Annotated in this window: 21 protein-coding genes and 1 tRNA gene; 13 read left to right on the forward strand and 9 right to left on the reverse strand. The window is 44.1% G+C overall.

Going from position 1 to position 25657, the window contains the following annotated elements:
• The first annotated feature begins 22 nt into the window (after positions 1 to 22).
• From K1Y79_RS07445 to K1Y79_RS07460, 4 genes are all read left to right on the forward strand, one after another.
• A tRNA-Gln gene (locus tag K1Y79_RS07445) sits at positions 23 to 93 on the forward strand.
• Positions 94 to 836: 743 nt separating this feature from the next.
• Positions 837 to 1727: a hypothetical protein gene (locus K1Y79_RS07450; RefSeq protein ID WP_220249365.1), complete on the forward strand. Its 891-nt coding sequence runs from the start codon at positions 837 to 839 to the stop codon at positions 1725 to 1727.
• 291 nt (positions 1728 to 2018) lie between these two features.
• Positions 2019 to 2438 carry a response regulator gene (locus tag K1Y79_RS07455; protein ID WP_220249366.1) on the forward strand — a complete coding sequence of 140 codons (420 nt, stop codon included), beginning with the start codon at positions 2019 to 2021 and terminating at the stop codon, positions 2436 to 2438.
• 1 nt (position 2439) lies between these two features.
• Positions 2440 to 5451, forward strand: a complete 3012-nt coding sequence (locus K1Y79_RS07460; RefSeq protein ID WP_220249367.1) for an ATP-binding protein — start codon at positions 2440 to 2442, stop codon at positions 5449 to 5451.
• Positions 5452 to 5513: 62 nt separating this feature from the next.
• Here K1Y79_RS07460 and K1Y79_RS07465 read toward each other — a convergent pair whose 3' ends face one another.
• Positions 5514 to 6176 carry a hypothetical protein gene (locus tag K1Y79_RS07465; RefSeq protein WP_220249368.1) on the reverse strand — a complete coding sequence of 221 codons (663 nt, stop codon included), beginning with the start codon at positions 6174 to 6176 and terminating at the stop codon, positions 5514 to 5516.
• A 154-nt stretch (positions 6177 to 6330) separates the two neighbouring features.
• On the opposite strand from K1Y79_RS07465, the gene K1Y79_RS07470 reads away from it, so the two are divergent.
• The 6 genes from K1Y79_RS07470 to K1Y79_RS07490 all read left to right on the forward strand — a co-directional run bounded on the left by K1Y79_RS07470 (position 6331) and on the right by K1Y79_RS07490 (position 13680).
• Positions 6331 to 6639, forward strand: a complete 309-nt coding sequence (locus K1Y79_RS07470; protein WP_220249369.1) for a LysE family translocator — start codon at positions 6331 to 6333, stop codon at positions 6637 to 6639.
• 395 nt (positions 6640 to 7034) lie between these two features.
• Positions 7035 to 7166: a hypothetical protein gene (locus tag K1Y79_RS29255; protein ID WP_262903158.1), complete on the forward strand. Its 132-nt coding sequence runs from the start codon at positions 7035 to 7037 to the stop codon at positions 7164 to 7166.
• Positions 7167 to 7428: 262 nt separating this feature from the next.
• Positions 7429 to 8028 (forward strand): hypothetical protein, encoded by a 600-nt coding sequence (locus tag K1Y79_RS07475; RefSeq protein WP_220249370.1) that lies wholly within the window; start codon positions 7429 to 7431, stop codon positions 8026 to 8028.
• 227 nt (positions 8029 to 8255) lie between these two features.
• Complete coding sequence (locus tag K1Y79_RS07480; RefSeq protein WP_220249371.1) at positions 8256 to 9122, forward strand: TIGR02452 family protein; 867 nt, start codon at positions 8256 to 8258, stop codon at positions 9120 to 9122.
• 191 nt (positions 9123 to 9313) lie between these two features.
• Positions 9314 to 11047: a discoidin domain-containing protein gene (locus K1Y79_RS07485; protein WP_220249372.1), complete on the forward strand. Its 1734-nt coding sequence runs from the start codon at positions 9314 to 9316 to the stop codon at positions 11045 to 11047.
• A 233-nt stretch (positions 11048 to 11280) separates the two neighbouring features.
• Positions 11281 to 13680, forward strand: a complete 2400-nt coding sequence (locus K1Y79_RS07490) for a glycoside hydrolase family 2 protein (protein WP_220249373.1) — start codon at positions 11281 to 11283, stop codon at positions 13678 to 13680.
• Positions 13681 to 13826: 146 nt separating this feature from the next.
• Here the strand turns inward: K1Y79_RS07490 and K1Y79_RS07495 are convergent, their stop codons facing one another.
• From K1Y79_RS07495 to lysA, 4 genes are all read right to left on the reverse strand, one after another.
• Entirely contained in the window at positions 13827 to 14390 is a 564-nt protein-coding gene (locus K1Y79_RS07495; protein ID WP_236059521.1) for a DUF1349 domain-containing protein, read from the reverse strand.
• 131 nt (positions 14391 to 14521) lie between these two features.
• The gene (locus K1Y79_RS07500; RefSeq protein ID WP_220249374.1) at positions 14522 to 15358 is read right to left on the reverse strand and encodes a DUF4846 domain-containing protein; all 837 of its coding nucleotides are present in this window, start codon (positions 15356 to 15358) and stop codon (positions 14522 to 14524) included.
• A 186-nt stretch (positions 15359 to 15544) separates the two neighbouring features.
• Entirely contained in the window at positions 15545 to 16201 is a 657-nt protein-coding gene (locus K1Y79_RS07505; RefSeq protein ID WP_220249375.1) for a suppressor of fused domain protein, read from the reverse strand.
• 13 nt (positions 16202 to 16214) lie between these two features.
• A complete protein-coding gene (gene lysA, locus K1Y79_RS07510) occupies positions 16215 to 17522 on the reverse strand; it encodes a diaminopimelate decarboxylase (RefSeq protein WP_220249376.1) in 1308 nt (435 codons plus the stop codon).
• 103 nt (positions 17523 to 17625) lie between these two features.
• Here lysA and K1Y79_RS07515 point away from each other — a divergent pair, with 103 nt between their 5' ends.
• Positions 17626 to 17928 carry an ArsR/SmtB family transcription factor gene (locus K1Y79_RS07515; RefSeq protein ID WP_220249377.1) on the forward strand — a complete coding sequence of 101 codons (303 nt, stop codon included), beginning with the start codon at positions 17626 to 17628 and terminating at the stop codon, positions 17926 to 17928.
• A 124-nt stretch (positions 17929 to 18052) separates the two neighbouring features.
• Here the strand turns inward: K1Y79_RS07515 and K1Y79_RS07520 are convergent, their stop codons facing one another.
• A complete protein-coding gene (locus K1Y79_RS07520) occupies positions 18053 to 20287 on the reverse strand; it encodes a GH92 family glycosyl hydrolase (RefSeq protein ID WP_220249378.1) in 2235 nt (744 codons plus the stop codon).
• 292 nt (positions 20288 to 20579) lie between these two features.
• The gene (locus K1Y79_RS07525; RefSeq protein WP_220249379.1) at positions 20580 to 20948 is read right to left on the reverse strand and encodes a type IX secretion system membrane protein PorP/SprF; all 369 of its coding nucleotides are present in this window, start codon (positions 20946 to 20948) and stop codon (positions 20580 to 20582) included.
• Between the two features lie 44 nt (positions 20949 to 20992).
• Between K1Y79_RS07525 and K1Y79_RS07530 the strand changes: the two genes are divergently transcribed.
• Positions 20993 to 21931 (forward strand): hypothetical protein, encoded by a 939-nt coding sequence (locus K1Y79_RS07530; protein WP_220249380.1) that lies wholly within the window; start codon positions 20993 to 20995, stop codon positions 21929 to 21931.
• 33 nt (positions 21932 to 21964) lie between these two features.
• Here the strand turns inward: K1Y79_RS07530 and K1Y79_RS29260 are convergent, their stop codons facing one another.
• Positions 21965 to 22090 carry a hypothetical protein gene (locus tag K1Y79_RS29260; RefSeq protein ID WP_262903159.1) on the reverse strand — a complete coding sequence of 42 codons (126 nt, stop codon included), beginning with the start codon at positions 22088 to 22090 and terminating at the stop codon, positions 21965 to 21967.
• Positions 22091 to 22653: 563 nt separating this feature from the next.
• Here K1Y79_RS29260 and K1Y79_RS07535 point away from each other — a divergent pair.
• Positions 22654 to 22989 (forward strand): S24 family peptidase, encoded by a 336-nt coding sequence (locus K1Y79_RS07535; RefSeq protein WP_220249381.1) that lies wholly within the window; start codon positions 22654 to 22656, stop codon positions 22987 to 22989.
• A 263-nt stretch (positions 22990 to 23252) separates the two neighbouring features.
• Here the strand turns inward: K1Y79_RS07535 and K1Y79_RS07540 are convergent, their stop codons facing one another.
• Complete coding sequence (locus K1Y79_RS07540; RefSeq protein ID WP_220249382.1) at positions 23253 to 25616, reverse strand: family 78 glycoside hydrolase catalytic domain; 2364 nt, start codon at positions 25614 to 25616, stop codon at positions 23253 to 23255.
• Between the last annotated feature and the right edge of the window lie 41 nt (positions 25617 to 25657).

A 25657-nucleotide genomic window follows, 5' to 3' on the forward strand; every position in this document is an offset into this window, starting at 1 on the left:
TAACGGGAAACAAACACTACCTTGCCTGATAGTATAACGGTAGTACGACAGACTCTGACTCTGTTTGTCTTGGTTCGAATCCAGGTCAGGCAACAAAAGAAGCCCGCTCAATGAGCGGGCTTCTTTCATTTTACCCGTACATAAGCCGCCCGCCGCTATCGTACCGCTACGCCTGGCAACCAGCTTACCATCCCATGCTATTATCGATCCCTGACACGACCTTATCTCCCCCGTTTAAAATCACTTTTCAACCAATGCCGCCGGCCACAATTGCCGGGTATGGAGGTATGCTCATTCAGGGCTCATGTTTTACACTAAACAGGGATTAACAGGTCACCAAAAGGGCACTTCAATATCCCGGGGATATTGAAGTGCCCTTTTGGTGACCTGTTGGTGATGGGATAATATAAAACATAAGGCCTGTTCAAGACGGTAATTAGCGGTTACGACACCCATATCTATGACCGTTCCTGCCAGGGCGCTGCCTAAGATCCTTTCCGTTTAAAAAGCCATTATTCTGACCGTTGCCAGGCCTACTATCAATAGGGTTATTATGTTGGTCTGTGGGGACAAAGGAAATTGACCACGGTGGGTTCAAGCTGATCAGACTAATAGTAGCCCCGGCACCAACCCTGATTTGCTGATACCGGGCGCACGGCGGCAGGGAAATGCAGATGGCTGTTACCAGAAAGCTTATCTACAATAATATAACCTCTCACTTTACAGAATTATTAATATTTAACTATTTGATTAAAAATTATTATTATTGAACCGACACTATATTGAACGGTGTCAGTTCGTGAACAATTCCAAATTCCCTTACCTAATTATTTTTAATGAAAACGAGATTTATCCCAGTATTACTGCTGCTGGCAGCCTGCGCTAAAGAAAAGACGCCTGAGGAGATCAATACACCAACCCCGCTGATCACAAAAACGTATACCTATAGTGAATCGGAAAATTCCAATGTGAGAGATCTGTATATTATCGATTCCTTGGAATACAATACCAATAAACAGCTAAGCAAGCTCTATTCCTACTGGCGTAATACTGACACGTTGGAATATACGTTCCCTTATAATGGCAACGGAGAGATAACCGAGATGCATATCAGGAATGAGAAGAATACCAGTTCAAACAGCGATTACTTCTTCTATTACAATAAAGATAACCGCCTCGACAGTATTGTACAGAAAGAGGCATTGGAGCAATTTTACAGCCTGCTGAAATACGATTCGAAAAACAAGATATCAAGTGTGCTGACGTATCAGACTTTTCCTGGGGATCTTACACTGATATCAACAAATGACTACTACAGAAATACGCAACTGGATTCTGTTGTATCTAAAAATCTGTATCCGACTGTGCTTTCAACCATGCGTTATGTCTATGATACTGCGCCGGCAGATGCGAGGCCCCTACTTAATTTTGACAGGAGTTATATACTTGCACTGGCACACAGAACGAACTTCAAAACCTTGTTCGCTACAAGTTCATATGCGAATCACTTTACCAATCAGTTTGTCAATCCACAGGACCTGGCTATCAGAAATGGGACTGCTGATTACCGTGTAACTGCCCCTGCTGCCCCTTTCAACACCAAAGAAGATGTGCTGAACAAATTTGAACTGAATACAGCAGGCGACGTTGGTTCGTATAGAATATCTTACTTTAATGGAATGTATCATAATTATACCTACATGACATTTGAATATATGATCAGATAATACATAGCGGCGCTATAGTGAATAGCTATAGCGCCGCTACTGCTAAAACAATGCCCTTTGTATGCAGGCCCCTTCTTCTCTACCTATCACTCTCCTCATATTAGTAACCCATCATCCCTGAACGCTGGTTTACACCATTTTTACCTTACTGGTGATTTCGATTTAACACTGATAACCAGCGGCACCTGGGATATTGAACGATGCTGAAATTTGACTAGAAACAGTTTCCCTGATAAATAATCGCGTCTTCAATGCTTGAAATTGAGTACTTTTAAATAAATAACGACTTTAGTGAATACAGAAAAATCCCCTGTTACTTGTTTTGTTGTAGATGATGATATTGATGATCAGGAGTTATTTTCCGCTGCGATGGAGAATAGTATACTGAAGCAATACTCGTGCGTATTTGCCAGTGACGGGGTAGAAGCAATGGAAAGACTGAATGAAGGATTGCTTCCTGACTATATTTTTCTCGATCTCAACATGCCCCGTCTGGATGGCCTGGAATGCCTCAGCGAAATCAGGAATCAGGAAAAGCTGAAACAGATACCCATTGCCATCTATTCTACTTCAAGTGATGAGCACAATAAGGCGCAGGCACTAAGCCTTGGCGCTACGGCATTTATATCCAAGCCAACAAAATTCAATGAACTGGTCAACAGGTTGAGTGATTTCTTTACGACATACAAACCAACCCAACAAGGTCTTTAGCATGACAGAAAATACTACGCAATTCCTTTCCGGTGGAGGGGAAATGGGGAAACTTATTCGCTCAATGGACTGGTCTCAAACGGCGCTTGGACCGATAGAGACATGGCCGCAGAGTTTAAGAACTACCGTCAGTCTTTGCTTATCATCTACATTTCCGATTCTCATTGCCTGGGGGCCGGAGACTATTCAGATATATAACGACAGTTATCGCCCTATCTGTGGGGCAAAACATCCCGCCTCTATGGGACAGAACTTCCGTATTTGCTGGGAGACAGCATTACCGGTAGTAGGCGATGCCTTTACACGCGGACAGGAAGGCGAGGGTACTTATATCAAAGACCAGCGCATGTTTCTGGATCGGTATGGCTACCTTGAAGAAGCCTTCATGACCTTCTCCTTCGCCCCTATCAGGGATGAATCGGGCGGTGTCGGAGGGATCTTCCACCCTATTACCGAAACAACAGAAAAGATGCTGAGTGCTCGCCGCACGCAGGTACTCCGTGATCTTGCGGCGCAGATAGGGAAAGCGCAGACTGTTGATGACATCTGCACACTGGCAGGCGCACATCATGAGGATTATGTTACAGACCTGCCCTTCCTGCTATTATATAAGATCAATGCCGATTCTGGCGAGTCCACACTAATGACTTCTATGGGTGTGGAGAAAGCTCCGATGCTGGCTCCGGAGACGATTACGCCTGACAATGACCATGACAAATGGCCGCTGCGAAGCGTATTAGAGGGCAGGATCCAGCAGGTAGATGAACTAGGCAATATTTTCGGTCAGTTTGAATGTGCGCCTTATCCGCAAGCGCCAGGTACAGCCATGCTGCTACCTATTCAGATATCCGGCCAGGAAACACCTTTTGGCTTTCTTGTAGCCGGCGTGAGCGCCTGTCGTGCTATGGACCCGGCCTACCTTAACTTCTATGAATTACTGAATAACACCTTTAATACGGCCTTCTCGAATGTGTATGCCTATGAGCAGGAACAGAAACGTGCGGCCGCACTGGCAGAAATTGACAGGGCTAAAACAGCCTTCTTCAGTAATGTAAGCCATGAGTTCAGAACTCCGCTGACACTCATGTTAGGCCCGCTGGAAGAATTGTTACAGCATGATGCAATCAAAGAAGAACCTGCCGTATTAGACAATATTGCCTCTACCCACCGCAATGCACAAAGGCTGCTGAAACTGGTAAATAACTTACTGGACTACAGCAGGGTTGAAGTAGGTCGTGTACAGGCGTTCTTTCAGCCGGTTAATCTTTCCCAGCTTACCGCTGACCTGTCCAGCAGCTTCCGGGCGATCATTGAAAAAGCAGGCATGCAGCTGCATGTAGAATGCCCGCCAATGAGTAAACAGGTATATGCCGACCAGGAGATGTGGGAAAAGATCATCCTGAACCTCCTGTCCAATGCCTTCAAGTATACGATGGAGGGTGCAATCACCGTGCGGCTATCTGAGTCGGCAACAGAAGCTATACTACAGGTGGAAGATACGGGCACCGGCATTCCTGCAAAAGAGCTGCCGCATATGTTTGAACGCTTCCACAGGGTTGAGCAGGCCGTAGGCCGTACCCATGAAGGATCAGGCATAGGCTTGTCGCTGGTGCATGAACTGGTAAAATTGCATAACGGAGACATCAGCATAGAGAGTGAGTTAGGCAAAGGCACCTGCTTTACTATCCGCATCCCTTTCGGCAGGTCGCATCTGCCGGCGGCACAAGTATCAGAAAAAGAGAAACAGATAGATACCAATTTTCTGAAAAAGGCATTTCTGCAGGAAGCAGCTTCTCTGCTGGATAATAGTCCGTCGAAAGCTGAAGAATTTGCTCCTGACCTGTCCGATGGAAAAGACGTCGTATTGGTGGTGGATGATAATACAGATATGCGTCAATACCTCACAAGACTTCTGGAACCTTATTATACCGTACAGACTGCCACAAACGGGCAGGATGCACTGCATAAAATCAGGCAGCAGCCCCCTGCACTGGTACTCAGTGATATCATGATGCCGGTAATGGATGGAAAAGGCTTGTTGCAGCGGTTGAAAGGAGACGTTCATACGATGACGATTCCGCTGATCTTCCTCTCAGCCAGAGCGGGAAATGAAGCCCGGGTAGATGGATTGGAAGACGGCGCAGATGATTACCTGGTGAAACCGTTTTCGGCAAAAGAACTGCTTACCAAGATCAAAACGCAGATAGGCGTTGCCAGGACACTGTCAAAAAGAACCAGCGATCTGAAATCTGCCAATGAGGAATTACTGCGTAGTAACCAACAGTTGCGGGACTTTGCCCACATCTCCAGTCATGACCTGCAGGAACCGCTGCGTAAGATTCAGATCTTTGCAGATATCCTGATTAAACAGTCACAGGAAGGCACTATTGCGCCCGATAAATACCTGGAGAAGATTGTAGCTTCTGCGAATCGCATGTCTACGCTGATCAACGACCTGCTACATTTCTCAAAACTGAATATTACCAGCGCACATACAGAAGTTACAGATCTTAATACTATTGTACAACAGGTCATTAATGATTTTGAGCTGGTGATCCGTAACAGGCAGGCAGTGATCAATGTGAGTCATTTGCCAGTTATAAAAGCAATACCAGTCCAGATGAATCAATTGTTCTTCAATCTGTTGAGTAATGCGTTAAAGTTCTCCACAACAGCGCCTGTTATTCATGTCACAGCCAATGTAATTACCGCCGGAACGCATAATAACATACGAGGCTTGCTGAAGAATGTAGACTATCATGAAATAGTAGTGAAGGATAACGGGATCGGGTTTGACCAGCAGTATGCAGAGAGAATATTCACTATCTTCCAACGATTGGTGAAGCAAACCCATTATGAGGGTAATGGTATTGGACTAACTATGTGCAGGAAGATTGTTGAGAACCATGAGGGAATGATCAACGTTACTTCAAAGCCGGGAGCAGGTAGCTCTTTTTCTATCTATTTACCTGTTCTTGATGGAACAGCGGCAGTAGATCCTGTGCAGAACTAAACATCTATTTACTGATAAAAGCATAGGGGCCGCTGAGATAATCAGCGGCCCCTATGCTTTTATCAGGCATCAGCTTCAAAGCCATGACCATTTGACCCATAGAATATCAGCCAGCGTGCGGCTGAATAGAGAATGTGTACCTGGCTGGATAGCGACCCTACTTCTACGTCGGGCGGCAACTGCTGATCTTTAAGAGAACAAAGATTGTGTGTACTGGCCAGTTTGTCTGCTACTTCCAGCAGCTGCTTACCATATGCCAGCGTCTCTTCGGCTGTATGGGTTTCCCATGCTTTGTTATATAATGCCTCTCCCAGCAGTTCTTTACAGAATACTTCAATAAACTTTGCCCGGAACACATTTTCATCCTGGGTTTCAGAGATGTATACCGGTACGCCTTCTGTTTCTTTTGCCAGTTCTATGACGTAGTATCCCTCGTAGTGGCGTTGCCAGTCCTCCAGGGTATCTGACTGCTCACTTGCCTCATATAGCCTTTTTACCCAGTCATCCGCCTCCTGGTCTCTTCCTACCCGGGGAGCCTGGATCGTTTCATAAGATGGGATCTGGATATCAAACCATTCCGCTTTCAACTCTTCCCTTGTAAAGCGCTTTCTTGTACCGGGCTTAACCGGTATAGGATCAATACCACGGAGTATGCGAAACAACTGATCAAATCGGTCCTTACAGCCAGGCTTTGGTTTGCCTAACGGACGCCAGTCTAGTCCCATAAAAAGTGCTAATTAGAGTTTCAAAAAACGAGGTAATCAGATATTGCCTGCAAAAAGGTAAATATATAAACTCAAAAGGATTTATACGAATATCATGATAAGTTCCTTTTGTTATACCTGTTTAAAACCTGCAAAACCATCATTATTTCGTCCTATGACATGCACAGGTAGTATAGTCGGTATATCCTTCACTAATACACTGAATCCGAAAGTAGCGTTGTTCTTCCTTTTCTTTTTTCCACAGTTTATCCGGAAGGAGTATTTTAATAGTCCGGCACCATTTATAACACTGGGGATCACTTATGCTATATTGGGAGTGATGTGGTTTCTGATAATAACTTATTTTTCTTCCATGTTCTCTGACCGGCTGAAGGCAAATCCGGGCTTCAATAAGTGGATGAATAAGACCTCTGGTGTGGTGTATATACTGATGGGGATTAAGATTGCTATGACGAAGAGGTAATTAGTTGTTTGATATATACTGAAGGCCGGTGATAGGATCTATATCTCCGGCTTTTTTATTTAAGGAATAAGTATTGCCAGGCGAGGATGTACATATATGATCTTCTCAACAATTTAAAAAACAGTACAATACTAAGTCATTCATTATAAAATATTTACCACTGGATTTGTATGTCTGTGTGTGAAAATATCTGTATCTTGTATGCATAGACTGACCTCAAACAGCGACGCGAAAACCATAACTATTATACATCAACCAATCAATTTGACATCCATAACGATTTAACGAACACCTTATCTGAAAACTGCATGGCAATAACATGGTGCAGGACGCAACATCCGTCTGTGGCATTATTGTCTTGTCTATTCCTCCCTTCACGCAAAATAGATCTGGTAATGAAGTGTACACGTAAGGCGGAGATCGGCATGTTACGCATCGCTGTTACTGCTATGATATATTTTTCAGGTAACAATGGCACCGGCAAAACAAAGGATATTGATGGAGGTGTACCGGGTGTGATAAGGTAAGTCAGGTTACTTGTATTCCGTGGTATGATAATCTTCGGTTTGCAGCCGGATATACTTACGCTATGTATAAGGCAAAGTATCCTTCCAAAGCATTGCTGCAAAAAATGGATAAGCAAAGAAAGTAGGACGGTAATAAATGAGAAAGAACAAGTTACGGCCCGTTTTCGGGCTGTTTCTTTTTGTGGGAAGCCACCTGCGGTATTGACTATTACATTCCAAATATTCTATATTTGACATCCAATCGAACTTTCAAACCTATACCATGGATAATGTTGATATCGTACAGATATTAGGAACCGGCCTTTCCGGTTTTGGCTTTCTGCTGATGTACCTGGCTTATAAACTGATCAGCAGCCTGGTTCCATTGCCTGATGTTAATCCACACATCATTAAAATGATTAACCGTTATATGCTGGTATGTTTCATCATGACGGTGACAGTAGGCATTTTTACCTTTATGACTACTTCGTACAAGAACCATGTCATTTCTGATCAGGCAGCATTGCTGAAAAGTAAGGATACTGTGTTAAACATTCTGGCCACCTCCCAGAAGAGTAAATTATTATCGGATAGTCTTTGCCGGAATCTTGACAGTCAGCTGATTACTGATGCAAAATCAAGGCAGAACAGCTACCTTGATACTTTGCAGAAATATATGGAGCTGGAGGATAACCCGGGACAGCGTGAGCGTTTTAATCGTTATAAAGAGAATCTGTCGGCCGTAACAGACTCACTGGCAATGGATCATTTGGACAGAGGAAAAAGGGAATTTCTGAAGGAGAAGTTTGTGGTATTGAATGATTCAATAACTCGTCTTTCGTTGAAAGTGGCAGCTGCCAAGAGCGTTGTACAACCGAAATAAGCATATCTTTTTTAGTAAGGTGGCCCGCTGTAGTCTATACAGCGGGCTTTTTATTGGCGGCAGGATGTAGGAGGCGGACAGGTAATTTTGTTGGTAAGGAGAGGTGTAGAGGTGAGATTACTTATAGAATATGCTTTGAGAAAATAGGTTGTATGGTGAAATTAATTTGTCGCTTTCAGTAAAAAGCAGTCTCTTTGTGTCATTATTACGCAAAGAATTTTTATCGGATGAACAGGAATGAAAGAGTAAGAATTGCTTATGAGACCCAGGACATATTAGCGACAGGCAATTACACCAACCGGAGCAACGAAGTAGTAGATCTGAGTGCAGATCTGCAGTATACAATAGGCCAGACCGTTCACTATACCCCCGAGGATTTTGATCAGGTGATCATCAGAAGAGACGCATTACTGCAAACGCGGGGAACTGACATGTGCAGGTTTGAGGTTACCGCCGAAACGACATTTGGAGCAGCTGCAAGGCTGATCATAAAGGAGCAGGAGGAGAATGTATGCTGCCTGAATTTTGCTTCAGCGAAGAACCCTGGCGGTGGGTTTCTGACAGGCGCACAGGCACAGGAAGAGAGCCTCGCAAGGGCGAGTGGGCTATATGCCAGTCTGCAAGCTAAACCAGAGATGTATCAGATCAATCGAGAAAACCGCAGTTTACTGTATACGGATCATATGATCTATTCTCCCTTGGTACCCGTATTCAGAAATGACAGGGACCATTTATTGGACGTACCTTACCGCGTCTCTATCATTACAGCTCCCGCTGTAAATAGAGGGGCATTATTGAATAATGAGCCAGCCAGTGAACCTAGAATAGAGCCAGTAATGATGGAACGGATAGAAAAGCTGCTGTCGGTCGCAGTTGTCAACAACCAGACGACGCTCGTACTTGGCGCATGGGGATGCGGTGTATTCAGGAACAAGACGGAAGATGTGGCCCGTTGGTTTGCCCATCATCTGTATAGCGAGACTTTCAAATATGCGTTTAAACGTATTGTATTTGCCATCTATGATCCTTCTCCAAAACGTACAAGCATTGATGCCTTTAGAAAGGAATTTGGAGCCGTAGGTTATACCGGATAATAGCAGGTAATATTGTAGCCTCCATTACTAACCAGCTCACACCCTTATGACTACTACTGCAAGGCGGATTTTTCTGTTATAACTGGTTATACCAGGAGTGATCCGTCAAGGATCACTCCGATTACAAGGGCAGAGTATGACAGCTAACCTGGACAAAAGCCTTAATTTTAGCGTGTCTGAAACTGTTTGTTATGAAAAGCTCCATGTATTTACTGGTGTCGTTGTGCCTGATGGTTGTGCAGGTAAGCGGGCAACAAAGGACGTATTGCAATCCTGTAAATATAGACTATGGGTTTACCCCTATTCCTGACTTTTCCGAAGCAGGCAGGCACCGCGCCACCGCAGATCCGGTAATTACTTTATTCAAAGGCGATTACTACCTCTTTTCCACTAACCAATGGGGATATTGGTGGAGCAGTGACATGTATGACTGGCATTTTGTACCCAGAAAATTTCTGAAGCCCTACCATAAGGTATATGATGAACTTTGTGCACCGGCAGTATTTGTCATGGGCGATACGTTGTTTGTTATCGGGTCAACCTACGAAAAGAACTTCCCTATCTGGATGAGCACAAATCCCCGTACTGACACCTGGAAAGAAGTGGTGGATTCTTTCCGTGCCGGCGCATGGGATCCTGCCTTTTTCCTGGACGATGATAACAGGCTATACCTGTATCATGGTTCCAGTAATACCTATCCGCTGTATGGTCAGGAGATTGACAGACACACCCTGCAACCCAAGGGCGAGCGTCAGGACCTGATACAGCTGCATGATGATGAACATGGGTGGGAGCGTTTTGGAGAATACAGTGACAACAACTTTATGTCGCCCTTCATGGAAGGCGCATGGATGAATAAACAGCAGGGTAAATATTACCTTCAATACGGTGCACCAGGTACAGAATTTAGCGGGTATGGGGATGGGGTATATATCAGTGATTATCCCCTGGGGCCATTCACCTACCAGTCACACAATCCTTTCAGCTATAAGGCAGGTGGGTTTGCCCGGGGAGCTGGGCATGGGGCGACCTTCCAGGATACGCATCATAGATGGTGGCATGTGTCTACTATAGTAATAAATGTTAAGAACAACTTTGAACGGAGGATAGGTATCTGGCCGGCGGGTTTTGACAGCGAAGGAATATTATACTGTAATACCGCATTTGGAGACTATCCGCACTACCTGCCTGACAATACCAGCGCAGGACAATTTACTGGCTGGATGCTGCTGAACTATCAGCGTCCGGTTGCAGTATCCTCTACCTATGGAGCCTTTCATGCCAATAATGCCGTAGATGAGAGTATCAAAACGTATTGGTGCGCAGCTACTGCAAAAGCTGGGGAATGGATCCAGACGGACCTGGGAAAGGTATCAGCAGTACATGCAGTACAGATCAATTATGCTGACCAGGATGCAGACATTCTGGGTAAACGGACCGACATCTACCACCAATACAGGCTATGGCATTCTGTGGATGGCAGGAAATGGCAGCTGCTCGTTGATAAAAGCCGCAGTAAAAAGGATGTTCCGCATGATTATATAGAGCTGGGAAAGCCGGTGCATACCCGGTATATAAAGCTGGAGAATGTGCATATGGCTAATGGTAAATTTGCCATCAGTGGACTTAGGGTATTTGGCAAGGGTAATGGGCAGCCACCCGCTGAGGTAAGGAAGTTTATGGTACTCCGGCAGGAAAGTGATAAACGGAATGCATGGTTGAAATGGCACCCTTCGGCAGATGCATATGCTTATAATGTTTACTATGGCATATCACCGGATAAGTCATATACTAGTATTATGGTATACGGTGTAAACGAGTATTATTTGAAGACACTTGATAAAAATACAAGCTATTATTTTTCGATCGAACCCATCAACGAAAACGGAGCAGGTATAAGAAGTTCGGTGATAAAAATCGAGTGATTCTCAGTGATTTTTCGTATCTTTATATGCAAAAACTAAGAGAAGTTAAGACCAAAACAATTGTTTCCCCAGGATAGGATTTTGATTCGCACGTTACTATTTAATCAATAAATACTTATTAGATGTGATACCTCAACGCTGATCTTTTATCTATTACTGCGTAATCGATTACCTGGGGCATTAGAACTATTCCACAACGACTAAAATCAATTAATAACCAATCATTTACAGCAATGAATCTGTTTAAGACCGCAAGTGTATGTTTATTGAGTGTCGCGATTGGTCAGGGCCTGATGGCACAGACCGGTTGGCAGATCCAGCCAACAACGATTAAAACACGTTGGGCCAAGGAAGTTTCCCCTACCAATGCCTTACCAGAGTATCCTCGTCCACAGATGGTACGTGAGAACTGGCAGAACCTCAACGGATTATGGAGTTACGCCGTTACCCCTAAAGATGCTGCTACTCCTACAGGTTACCAGGGAGAGATATTAGTACCTTTTCCGCTGGAGTCAGCACTTTCCGGCGTGAAGAAGGCACTACAGCCTTCTGAGAATCTCTGGTATAAACGCACCTTTACCAAACCAGCGCTGAAAGACGGAGAGCATGTACTCTTACATTTCGGGGCAGTAGACTGGCAGGCTACAGTGTATGTAAATGGTAAAGAAACCGGTACACATACCGGCGGTTATCAGTCTTTCTCGCAAGATATTACCGCTGCGCTGAAAGATGGTGAGAATGAGATTATCGTGAAGGTATATGACCCCACCAGTGAAGGGGTAGGTCCACATGGTAAACAGGTGCTGAACCCTGAAAATATCTATTATACGCCTTCCTCCGGTATCTGGCAAACAGTATGGATGGAGACAGTGCCGGCTGCACATATTGCCGGACTTACCCTCACACCTGATATCGACAAGAATATACTGAACGTTAGTGTAAATGCGCCTGCCGGTACTTCGGTTGAGCTGATTGCTATCGACAACGGTACTGAGGTAGGGAAAGTGAAGGGAAAGCCAGGCGTTGCACTGAAGCTGCCTGTTAAGAATCCGAAACTCTGGTCTCCTGCCAGTCCTTTTCTCTATGATCTGACCGTTAGATTAACCAAAGGCGGTAAGGTTACTGACGAGGTGAAAAGCTACTTTGGTATGCGTAAGATTGCTATCCAGAAGGATGCTAAAGGTGTTGACAGGATATTCCTGAATAATAAGCCATACTTTAACCTGGGTACCCTCGATCAGGGGTTCTGGCCTGACGGACTATACACTGCCCCTACAGACAATGCACTGAAGTATGACATTGAAGCGATCAAAGCCATGGGCTTTAATACAATCCGCAAACATATTAAGGTAGAACCTGCGCGTTGGTATTATCATGCTGACAAGCTGGGTATGCTGGTATGGCAGGACTTTGTGAACCCAAACCAGGGATTGCCGGAAGGGTCTAAGGTGCAGTATGAGAAAGAAACTAAAGAGACTTTGGAACAATTACACAATAGTCCCTCCATTACTACTTGGGTTATCTTCAATGAGAAGTGGGGAGTATATGATCAGCAGCGTATCACAGAGTGGATTAAAACAGCAGATCCTTCCCGTATAGTAAATGGCCACTCTGGCGAGATGTTATATGTAAACGAGCAGCTTCGCAGCCCATCACCTAATGCCTGGGTAAGCGCAGACATGACTGATGTTCACTCATATCCTGACCCGATGAATGCACCTGCAGAACCAGGTAAAGCGAGAGTACTGGGTGAATTTGGTGGTATTGGCGTATTTATTCCTGACCATCAGTGGAATACTGGTAGCGCATGGGGGTATATACAGGAAAAACCAGCTGCCCTGGCCGCGAAATATACTATTATGAACCAGCATCTGAAGCTGCTGGAAGCAGATGGTCTATCTGGCTCTATTTACACACAGCCTTTTGATGTGGAAGGAGAACAAAACGGTTTATTAACATATGACCGTGAGGTAGTGAAAATTCCTTTTGAGCAAATGCGTCAGATACATGCGCCGCTCAATCCTGATCTTGGTACTATCCCTGCTGTAACAGCAATGAACGCTGATCTTACTGATCCAGCAGTAGCGTATAGTAAGTTGCTGCAGGAGTATATCGACGGACGCCGCGATCCGGCATTCCTGTTAAAAATGGCAATGATGGCCAAACAAGCAGGTGACAAAGAAGGAGCAAATATTGCCGGAGGTGCATATATTGCATCCCTTCAGGCTCCATATTCACCTGAGCAAATGGACCTGATCCTTCAGTTTACTAATAGTACCAAAGACAAGGGCTTTGCAGTACTACAGCAACACCTGAAAAGCAGTAACTCCAATACTGAAAAAAGGCCGGTTACTGTAAAACTGATGAACATAGTATTTAAAGATGTTATCGACCCGGTATTGCAGAAAAGCACAGATCCTGATTGGTCAGCTATAGCCAATAGCATCAAGCCTTATGGCGATCCTGGTGAAGAAATTTACCTGAGAGCGAAAACCGTCTATACATTTAATAAACAGGATTGGTCCAACTACGCATCTGTAGCTAATACTTACCTGGAAAAATATGGACAGAATATTCCGGAGCAAGAAAGGAATATGTTCCGTCAGGCGATTGATAACAGCAAGAATCAATAACTTTATTATATTACCCGTTGCAAGAGGGACAGTAATCTGTCCAACTAATCCGGCATAAAGAAGCCCGGGTTAATCATTAAAAGACAACAACAATAAAGGGCTCGTTTATCTAAACGGGCCCTTCACTTTATATAGGCATTTAAGACCTAGTCAATAGCTTTTACTTCAAAGTCCTCGAAGACAACATGGAAAGAGGCTTTACCAGGAGCAGCAGCTACCACACCAATACCAACTTGTACATCAGGAGGGAAATAAGCTAATCGTAGCATGTCATACCGTGTATTGTCAAATGAATACCTGATTTCTACATAGTCACCTTTACGCAGTAGTTTAAGCCAGACGGCTGCGGGATTATCATGCCTTGGTACCACCGACCAATCTGACACCTCCCGGGTAACGACGGCGCTCACCTGTTGTACACCGTCTACATATTCAATACCGGTCTTAATCCAGTTCTTTTCATCAATACGTATCATTAATCCCGCCTGATGATACAGTTCTTTATATTCTCCGGTAATCTTCACACTTGCTTCAAAATTCCCAGTAAGCTCCTGGTAATAAAAAGGACCATTATCCCGGATAAAACCATAGTGCGTAATTCTCCAGTAGTCGGTATCCGGTTCAACGGTACAAGTCATTTTCTTTTGATCGCCCGACCAATGCAGGGGTTCATTATTCCATTTCATCTGATTATTTTGAGTGTCTGACATGATAAATGAGATTACAAGTACAGGAAGTTTACAATACTCACCGGCACTATCACTAATATACAAAAAACCGGCAGGCATACTGATAATATCAGTAGCCTAACCGGCTTCACATAGTATAGGGAGTGACAATCTTACGGGAACCTCATTAGCTGATTCCATTCAAAAGTCCATTCTGGAGTATTCAATATTTTTTCACCTTTATATTGATACCATGGCTGTTGTGTAGCTGAAGGATTTTTAAGTATGTGAATATCCTGTGCGGGCATATAGCTCTGTGCGAGCAGGAAGGTCTTTTGTCCGGCAGCATTTACTGCCACGTCCATCACGAGTACAGCATGACCGGGAGAACCACCTCGGATAAATACATCTCCTGCCTGAATAGCACCTGGGGTATCCACAGTTTTCAGTTCTTTACTCAGAGAGAGCGTACCGGCATAAGAAAATACCACCTGAAGATATTCACTAAAACATGCATCTCCCTGACACGCAGCGCCAATAAGTTTCTTCTGCAAACGGCCATTCTTTATCACAAACCGGTAGCCTTTCATCCAGCTGTTATAATCCATTAGCGTACCATCCGTTGCGTGGAAGGCTATCTTTCCATATTGGCGGGTTTCATATAAATATTCTGCATACAACCGAATTACCGCATCTGCACATTGTTGCAGATCCTTTTTCCCTACAGAGATATCCAGTACTGCAAACTGCGCCTGCTGATTAGGCTTTTTTTCACCATTATACAGGTATACTGTATTGTTTTCTTTCAGTGGCCGCGCCCTTAGCCACGCAGCAAAAGATCCGGGGGCAGCTGCTGGTCTGGTATAACTGGCAGGCAATGGCAAGTGCCCTACTGTTTTATAATGAACAACAGAATGTAATTGCAGGCTTCTTGCTTCAAGATATTGCCAGAATAACATAGAGGCCACGGTAACAAACAGGACCATAGTAGTCCAGGTAAAATATCTCAATGGATCAGCATTTTTATTAAGGATGCAGCAGAAAGGGCAATTCCATAACTGAAAGATAAAATTTGTTGGGGAAGCGTTAAGAACCTGGGAATTAAAGATTAGTAATTGCGTACAGCATACTTTCACAAGATGCTCTCAGTTACTGCACTACAAGTATTAATCAATAACACCCCAAGTTCCAAATATCTACTTATCTGTTCTGTCCAGGTCTGTGATCAACAATGGGTTATACTCTCTTATTTCATTAATGAGCCGTTCTACCTCACCGGTCTGCGGTTTTGCAAGTAGTCGTTCAACTTCTTTTGAAGTCAGTCCTACCATTTGCAGGAAGGTCACCTCGCCGTGAGGTGTTTTTATAGTTCCCAGTTCAGGATCTGGTGCAAAGGCAAGTCCGACGATATCTGTAGCTGTTTCCAGCCTGATAGGTCCTTTGGCAGGTATAAAATGGTAGGGTTCAAACCAGCGTTTGCTTTGATATACATAGCGAGCAAGGTTATTCATTACCTGAATTGCCCACAGTGGATCTCCGTCATCTTCTGCAAACGGCTTCAGTCTGAAGGTAAACTCAAACCCCCATTTACTAAATTCGCCTCCTGCCTGCTCTTCATCATAGTACAGCTGTGACATACCATAACTGATAATATGATAGTGCCTGAATTGCTTTTCGCTATCATAAATACTACTGCCGTCAATAGGATCTTCGCCACCTGCAACATAGTGTAAAGGCGGCGCATAATGTCTGGGTTCCTGCTTTCCGTAGATAGTTTCCAGTTGTTTATCTATAGACAACCAGCCTACGGCATCTTCTTCATTGAATAGTTTCTGATACTCTTCCTTTGTCATAGGTTATAAACATTTACAATTCGTGTCTGATCATTTTCCTTACAAGGTCATCCTGGGTTTCACGTTCTCTGATAATATATACTTTGTCCTTGTCTACCATAATCTCTGCTGGTCTTACGTGCAGATTGTAATTGCTGGACATCACCATGCCGTATGCACCAGTTGTAAATACCGCTACATAATCTCCTTGCCTTAAGGTAGGCAAAGGACGTTCTTTTGCAAAGTAGTCGGACGATTCACAGATAGGCCCTACTACGTCATAGTTGGTAAGACCGTCCTGCTCAACCGGATAATTCCTGTTAGTAAGTATGTGCTGAGGTTCAGGCTTAACCGGCCAGATGAAATGAAAGGCATTGTACATAGCAGGCCTGATTAGCTCTGTCATGCCACCATCCAGGATAGCAATGTGCTTTTCGCCTGATTGTTTTACGTATAATACTTTCGTAACCAGTATGGCAGTATTGGCAGAAATAGATCTTCCTGGCTCGAGAATAATCTTAAATCCTTCGTTTTTTACATAGGGTTCCAACAGACTGATAATGGGTCCTGCGAAACTTTCCCAGGAAAAGTTATCATTGTCCATGTAGTTAGCTGGAAAACCTCCTCCGATGTTAAGCACCTTCAGAATGATATTCTTTTGTTTAAGCGCCTTGGTAAGCTCCACCATCTTGTGGATACATTCTTCATAAAAAGTATATGAAGAGATTGGAGAGCCTATATGACAATGCAAGCCTCTGATTTTCACATACGGATGATCAGCATTCTCCTCTATCAATGTCTCCACATTGGCATAGTCAATACCAAATTTAGCCCCCTTGTAACCGGTACGGGTCTTCTCATTAGTTTTCTCATCCAATATATCAGGCAGAATACGGATCAGTACATTTACCTCACGCTTTAATTCCCCTGCCAGTTCCTGTACCCGGGCCAGTTCCTGTTCTGACTCGATATTGATGTATCCAACTTCACTGGTGATTGCTTCTTTTATCTCTTCATCTGATTTACCAACACCGGCAAATACGACTTTTGACAAATCAGCATTGCTCTGTTTTACAACAAATAGCTCTCCGCCACTTACAATATCCATACCTGCGCCCAGGGCAGCCAGTTCGTTCAGGAGATGCACATTATTACAGGACTTGACCGAAAAACAAAGCGTAGGGTCCAGTTTTTCAAAAGCACTGTAAATCTTTTTATAATGTAACCGCAGGGTATTAGCAGAATACAGATAAAAAGGTGTAGGTAGCCCCCTTTCAGGCAGACTATCTACAGCAATGTCTTCGCAATGCAATATGCCGTTCTTATATTGAAACAGATCCATAAAAAATTATCTATAAAACAGTAAGATAAAAGAAATTATTTTCATAAAAACATTATGAAATCCCTAACTATAAAAATCGAGTAATTCCGATACCTTTGTACGTATGGATCAAGTAGAAGTTTTTAAAGCCTTATCCAATAAAAAAAGGCTCGAAATATTAGCCTGGCTAAAAGAACCGGAAAAACACTTCCCAAAACAGGAATGTGGTGAGTTCGATAAGACAGGCGTATGTGTGGGGCATATACAACAAAAGTCAGGACTTACGCAATCTACAGTATCAGAATACCTTTCTATGCTGCAGCGTGCTAATCTGCTGATAGCAACCCGTATGGGACAATGGACGCACTATAAGCGAAATGAAGAAGCTATCAGGCAGCTAGGGATGCATATAAAAGAGGAACTGTAATAAGATTCCTGAAACATACAAGTCTATATAATCACCAAGGGCGCTTCACAGTATGAAGCGCCCTTGGTGATTATATAAGATTCAAAAAAATGAGTCACTGACATTGACCAACCATCACTAACTGTTAATTGCCAATAGCTGACACCGGTGATGCCTTTTCGTCCGCACCCCATTGCTTGTTAGGCTGCTCGCCCATAACCAATTTCAACACCCCTCCTTGCATTAACTCATCATGTGTAAACCAGGGCTTGTTGAGCGTCTGACCGTTCAGCATAGCGCTCTGTATGTACTTGTTAGTTCCCGAACTGCCTGGCGCTGATACCGTAAATGTCTTACCATTGGCAAGCTTAATACTGATTTCTTCAAATACCGGACTGCCAATGTTATATACAGGAATACCCGGCGTTACAGGGCAGAATCCCATCATAGAGAATACCACATAAGCAGTCATCCCACCGCCATCTTCATCTCCAGGTATACCAAACAGGTTGTCTGTGTACCAGGTATCCAGCAGCATACGAATACGCTTCTGCGTTTTCCAGGGCGCACCGGTATAGTTATAGAGGTAGGGAATATGGAAGCTAGGTTCATTACCCATCACAAACTGTCCGACAAGACCAGTTGCATCAGGGAAAGTATACCATAACTGATATTTGCTGCGACCAAGGTTTTCACGGAAGAGATTATCCAGCTTCTCTTCTGCTTTTGCTCTTCCACCCATTAGTTCAAACAGCCCCTGCAGATCATGCTTAACATCCCAATTATAAGTATATGCGTTATTCTCTGTAAAATAGTCACGCCCACCCTGTCCGCCGGAGAACTTTGGATCAAAAGGTTCAATCCACTTACCTTCAGCGTCTTTCGGCCACATAAAGCCTTTATCTGCACGGAACACATTCTTATAATTGGCGGCTCGTTTCAGGAATAGTGGTACGTCTTCAGGATGACCTGCTGCTTTTGCAAGCTGTGCAATGCACCAGTCGTCATAACTATTTTCCAGCGTTACAGCCACTGCCTGACGGCGCTCAAAGTCATGCACTTCTTTGACTGTTTCCTTTTCTCCAGGCTTAAGTGCCGGCATATAACCATGCTTATTATAAAAAGAGTCCAGAGATGTAGCCGGACCGTTTCTCCAGGGTAGCAATGTTGCCTGCAATGAGTTCTTTTTCAGTCCCTCATAAGCTTTGGCCAGATCAAAACCTCTTACTCCTTTAAACCAAGCGTCAGCTATCCATGCAGCGGCATGGTTACCGGTCATACATGGCATATCTCCATGAGCAACTGCAAACGAAGGCATCCACCCACTCTGTTCATACATCGCAATGTAAGAATTGATCTTATGTACCTGTGCATCCGGATTGAGCAATGTCTGTAAAGGCTCTAAAGCTATATAGGTATCCCATAGCCAGTTATCCACATAAAACGGACTACCGGAGTTATGCACCTTATGATCATAAGCACTGTAATACTGACCATATTCATTGATATCCACCATTCTCTCGTAAGAGCGGTAGAGCGACGTATAAAATACCCTTTTCTGCGCTTCTGTACCCCCTTTCACATTAATACCGCCTATTACACGCTGCCAGGCCTCATAAGCCCTGTCTCTGACTGGCTTGATATTCCATACATTAATTTCTCTCTGAAGATTAGCCTTTGCCTTTTCCACACTAATAAAAGACACGCCATAACGTACATCTACACGCTGTGACTTGTTACCCAACGCAACAAACATATGCTGCTTCTTATCTCCACGGTACTCAGTGCTAATAATATCAGCGTTTAACTCTGCATAAAAGAAGGCACTCATTCCGTTAAAGGTCTCTTTCCCGCTGATAACGCGCTTACCTTGTGTGTGCAACTCACCATTGTTATTTAAAACACTGAGACGCAAGAAATGTGGCTTATTACCCGAAAATCCAACACTGAAATAACCACTGCGCTCAGATGGAGAAAATTGCAATGTATCCACATCTTCCAGGTATACTTTATAAGCGTAAGGCTTAACTGCTTCCTGGTCATAGGTGAGGCCACGCTGCCAGTTATCACTGGTTAGCTCACCAGAAACCGGTATAAATCCAAACAGGCTCTGTTGCCTGTGTGAGGCAATGGTAAGTGGAAAATAACCAATCTGGTCATCCAGCTGATCTTTGCGCGACGGGAATACCCGGACCATACTGTTGGGCAGGTACATGGCCGGACGCGTCGGCTCAAGTATTAGTCCTACGCTACCAATTGTTGGATCAATAAATTCAAGGTTAGCATTCCCGGAGGCTGTGGGTGCTTGTTGCTGCGCCACACCTGTAGTGACAATCCCCAATAACATGGCTGTACTTATCAAGTACCTGTTTCTTTTCATAATTCCATTTTGCATGATAGGACAGGTAAAGTACAAATGAAAACAGAGACTCCAAAACCGGCGTCTCTGTTTTCTGCTATTTTCCTACGTTATAGTACTGACGACTTCTTTTGTACTTGCCCAACCAGCGTCAACATCTTTACCACATACACCTGAAAAAATGATCCCATATAACATCAAAGCATACATTGACATCCTGGCTACTGTCTCGGTGTATGTTTGCAATTCAGAAAAGGCTAACAGCATTATCTCCAGCCACACATGCAGATAAAGCGGCTACTACAGCGTCATATTACCATAGATTGCGCGGACACAGATCCGCTAACCGGTTTCCAGTCATCATACCAGTAACAATTTCATAAAAGCCTTGACTTATGATATTGCAGCCTGATGCTCTATAGTTATAAGCATAGCCAATATTAAAAGCAGCAGTAATATTTATTCCTACCATCGCAGCCATACTATCATGATGACGATAAGCACTATCTACCCATACACGATCTCGGTATTGCAATCCTGCTTTCATATCAGATCTTACCGGCAATGTGGTAAGATATCTGATCATTACAGAAGGTAACAGGCTGATGTACTCTTTAACCCACCTGCTGTATCCTGCTGTACAAATCAAAGGTGGCACCAGCTTCCCTAGATAGGCACTCACGCCTTAGAATGGTTTATATGCTCATTATTTCGTAGTATCGTATAATGAGGAAACAGATCATCTTTAACAGCCTGCTGGCGATATTGTTATCTGTAGCAATAACAGCGCCTGCGCAGAAGAAGAAAAAGGACCACAAGAAGAAAGATAAACAAGAGCACTCTTCGCAGAAGAAAAAGAAATCCTCCTCACTCAATGCATCTGTCCAACCGCAGGTGCTGGGGATAGTACACTCATCTGACATTACCGAAGCCTCCGGCCTTGCAGCAAGCAAAGCGTTACCCGGCCATTTCTGGACACACAATGATAGCGGCAATAAACCAGAGATATACCTGCTGGACAATAAGGGAAATCTGACCAGCACAATACAGCTGGAAGATGTAAAGAACCGCGATTGGGAAGATATTGCGGAAGGCCCCGGCCCGGTTCCACAAAAACAATATCTATATGTGGGCGATATTGGTAACAATATTCACCTGGACCTGGGTACGCGCATCTATCGGTTTCCTGCACCTGTACAAACACCAGGTAGTAAAACGAGCATCAGACCTGAGATATTGAATATTACTTACCCGGATGGCCCTCGGGATGCTGAAACACTAATGGTAGATCCTATCGGAGGATTCTTATATGTGGTAAGTAAGCGCGAGAAAGCCGTAGGTATTTATAAAACGCCATTGAACTTCAAAGATGGCGATAAAGTCACGTTACAGAAAGTCGGTACCGTACCTGCTACCTGGATCACTGCCGGCGATATATCCCAGGATGGCAGACATATCGTCATAAAAGATAAAAACCAGGTATACTACTGGGCCAGGCAACAGGGAGAAAGTGTAGAAGCAGCCATGTCAAAACCTGCGGTGATGCTGCCTTATATTCCTGAAAAACAAGGAGAAGGAATTGCACTGCTGCCGGATAATTCAGGATATGTAACCATCAGCGAGGGCAAAGAGCCTGCATTGAACTTTTACAGTCATCAGTTCTGATCACTGAGGGAAGCGCTTACCTTCAAGCTGCGATCAAAAGATATCTCCCATTATCAGCGCCAGTAGAAATTCCGGGATACCTTCCAGCACTACTCTTTTCAGCAACGTCGTGACACGCCGGCATCCCTTTTTTATGCTTGTCGCCACTGCATGCTGCATTACAGATAAATTTATTAGTATTTTATTAATATATAAATTAATGGCAGTGATACTTCCTTTATGAGGATTGTATTGCTTTTACCCACTAATACCTTCCTTTCCATACCAGATCAGGTTGCTGTGTCAGGCAAATATAAAGACGGGCAGTCATACCTGGCCAGCTGTTTCTCAGGGATCCGGGTCCAACCACTCCCGGTCAGCAGCATGTCAACAGCCTTATTGACTTATCCGGTAACTGGCCATTTCCATATAGTGTACCTCGCCTGGTATCGGTCTGGCATGCATATTATCCCTATACCATAAGGGCACCAAAAGGGCACTTCAATATCCCGGGGATATTGAAGTGCCCTTTTGGTGACGGATAAGTGCTGATATGAATTGGATATTAAAGCCTGAACAGGCAGTAAATGGACCATCTTGTATCAGAGTGCATTTCAGAGAAAAGATGATTCAAGATGAATGCGTTAGTATTTTATGATATATTTTCTTCATACCTGCGCAAATAGATTGCATACAGGTACCCTACTTTGCAGGCGAAACAATAAGCATGAAAACAATGCAATATGAACAAGTACGAAAGATTAAAAAACGAGCTGGAAGTAACTGGCCGGGGAAAGATGAAGGCGTTTGGCAGCTCAATGTTGCCTATTCTTAAAAGCGGAACCAGCCTGACCTTTGAGAAAGCCAGCGAATACAAGGTCGGAGATATTGTATTCTGCAAAGTAAAAGGGCATTACATTGACGCCCACAAGATCATTAAAACGGATGCACATAAAGGTTTCCTTATTGCCAACAACCACGGATTTGAAAATGGCTGGACCAGGACGATTTATGGAAAGGTAGTGACCGGAGAATACCAGCACCAGATTATCTATGAGGCTTCCGCTAAAAAGAAGTAACATTTGAGGGTAAGTGTTTAACCCGCAGACCTTCCCTCAAAATAATGTGACTACCCCCTCCCATCTGTCTGTTACCTTCCTGAAAACACGCTACTACCCTTCTACCCCATCACGGGATATCATATCAACACAATTTACACCAACTAATAACAGTTATCCATCTAAGTAACTACAGTACATTTCTATACAACGGAATATACTGGCATTACTCAAAAGAAAATGCCCGGCTGTTATACCGGGCATCTGATAGCAATCATGTGATGTTATGCTTTTATCTTGAAGCTGTATTTGCCACTGCCTAATGTTAATTCTTCATAGGGTTGATTACCGATGGTAACCTTTTTCAAAGATTTGTCTTTTAACAAACCTGCAGGCAACCGCAACGTAGCCGATGAGGGCACTTCAACCTGAAGTGTGATAGTTTGTTTGTTTCTTTTCCATTCTACCTTGATCTTACCATACCGGCTGTTATAATCAGCTTTTACGAAGTTGAGCGCCTGTACAAAAGCAGGCTGTATAAAGAAGTGTTTAAAGCCAGGTGCATTTTCATCCGGACGGATACCGGCCAGTGTCTTATAAAACCAGGCACAGTAGTCGCCAAAGAAGATATGATTATGTGATAACTCACCTGGCCAGTCTTCAAACAAGGTGGTAGCGCCATTAGCAATCCAATGTGCCCAACCGGCGTAACCGGTATCAGTCAGTAGTCTGAATGCAACGTCGGCATACCCATGCTCACTTAGCATCGGTAATACATATTTGGTACCCATCACACCGAAGTCTGCATGGTAGTTATTTCGCGCTACTTTTGCAGCTAGTTGTTTCGCAGCAGATACTGCTGCATCAGGTGAAGCCAGTTCATGAAAAACGGCTGCACTTAATGCCGTCATGGTACTATCTTTATAATGCCCTGAATTGCCATCAAAATAAGTACGGTTAAAAGCATTGCGGATACTATCTGCCAGTGTTGTATAAGTAACTTCGTCTGCCTTATTTCCCAGCACCCGCGCCATTTTAGCTACCAGTAACGCATCTGTGTAGAAATAGGCAGTAGAGGTAAAGGTAACAGGTGTTTTAACCAGCGACATCCAGTCGTCCAGTCCATGTTTAAATAGATACCCTTCTGCACCTTTTGCTACCACATCTGTATACTTTTTAAATGCGTCATAGTGTTCACGTACAAGGGCCGTATCTCCATGATACAGGTACATGTACCAGGTAACAAATCCCAATGCACTACCCCATGCAGGGCCAAAAGTAAACTCTTCATTACCCGGGCGGTCATACCCCCAGCCATTAGACGGAGCAATACCAGGCATACTGCCACTTGGTAATTGGGCATCTCTCACATCATGTAGCCACTTACGGTAACTGCTGGCAGTATGATAGTTCCACAGGCCGATCTCTGCTGAAATGTGTGCATCAGCAGTCCAGCCGTTCTTTTCACGTTGCGGACAATCTGTAGGTATACTGAGGAAATTGCTACGGTATGACTGGCGGGCAGCTTCATATAGTTTGTTCACCATCTCATCTGAGCTGGTGAAGTGCCCAGCTTCTTCAAAATCAGTGCTATAAAAAAGCCCTTCAAGAGACTGTTTATCCAATGCAAGATCATTGTCAGCTTCTACCTGTACGTATTGAAATCCGTGGTATACAAACCGGGGGGTAAACGTTTCCTGGCCGCCACCTTTCAGGTAGTATACGTCTGTCTGGAAACGGAGTTCGCCGGGCATACTACGCATATGTTCTGTATTATGGACCATATCGAGCGCGCCGTCTTTAAGGACTTCTCCGTAATACATGGTCACTTTGGTACCAGCTATCCCTTTTACACGCAGGGTGGCAACACCTGAAAAGTTCTGGCCCATATCAAAGAGATATTTGCCGGTACCCAGCTTCTTAACAGATACCGGTTTTATATGCCTGATGATTTTGATTGAAGGCATTATCTGTTCATGCAGCTCTCCGCCGGGAGAGGATGTTTTCATCGCCTGTTTCCATGAAGCGTCATTGAAGGTAGTTTGATTCCAATCAGGTACTTCCTGGCGTGCGTCATAGATTTCTCCGGAGTAAAGGCAGTTGAACTGGCTGGGACCAGTTGCACATTTCCAGGAATCGTCAGTAGCAATAGTGGTAGTAGTACCATCTTCGTAACGGATGACCAGGTCCAGCAGCAGCCGGGGTGTGTTTCTCCAGGGTGCATTCTGAAAGCCCCATACCGCGTGTGACTGTATATTGTACCAGCCATTACCCAGCTCGGCGGCAATACTTTGTGGTCCTTTGGAGGAGAGTAACGACGTAACATCGTATACTTTATACAGCAGTCTTTTATCATAGCGGGTATAGGCCTGTTCCAGTACTGCGTCAGTAACGGAGCGGCCATTCACATATACGATATGATAACCTACGCCGGCTACATAGGCAGTAGCGTTAGCAATCTTTTTATCAACGCGGAAGGTCTTTCTGAAGTAGGGTGCTTTGGTGGCTGTGGTATCTTCTGTATTTGTGATCCAGCTACCTTGCCAGGAATTGTATTGGGCATGCAGTGTACACGTGATCAGTAAGAAAGCGAAAGTCAGCAGCTTCCTTAGTGCGGCAGCGCTGTACACTATCCATTTAATATTCATTTCTTAGACTTGAGTAGTGAGTAAATATGGAATTTTAACGT

Origin of the sequence: Chitinophaga rhizophila (genome assembly GCF_019492185.1) — a bacterium.
Taxonomy (GTDB): domain Bacteria; phylum Bacteroidota; class Bacteroidia; order Chitinophagales; family Chitinophagaceae; genus Chitinophaga; species Chitinophaga rhizophila.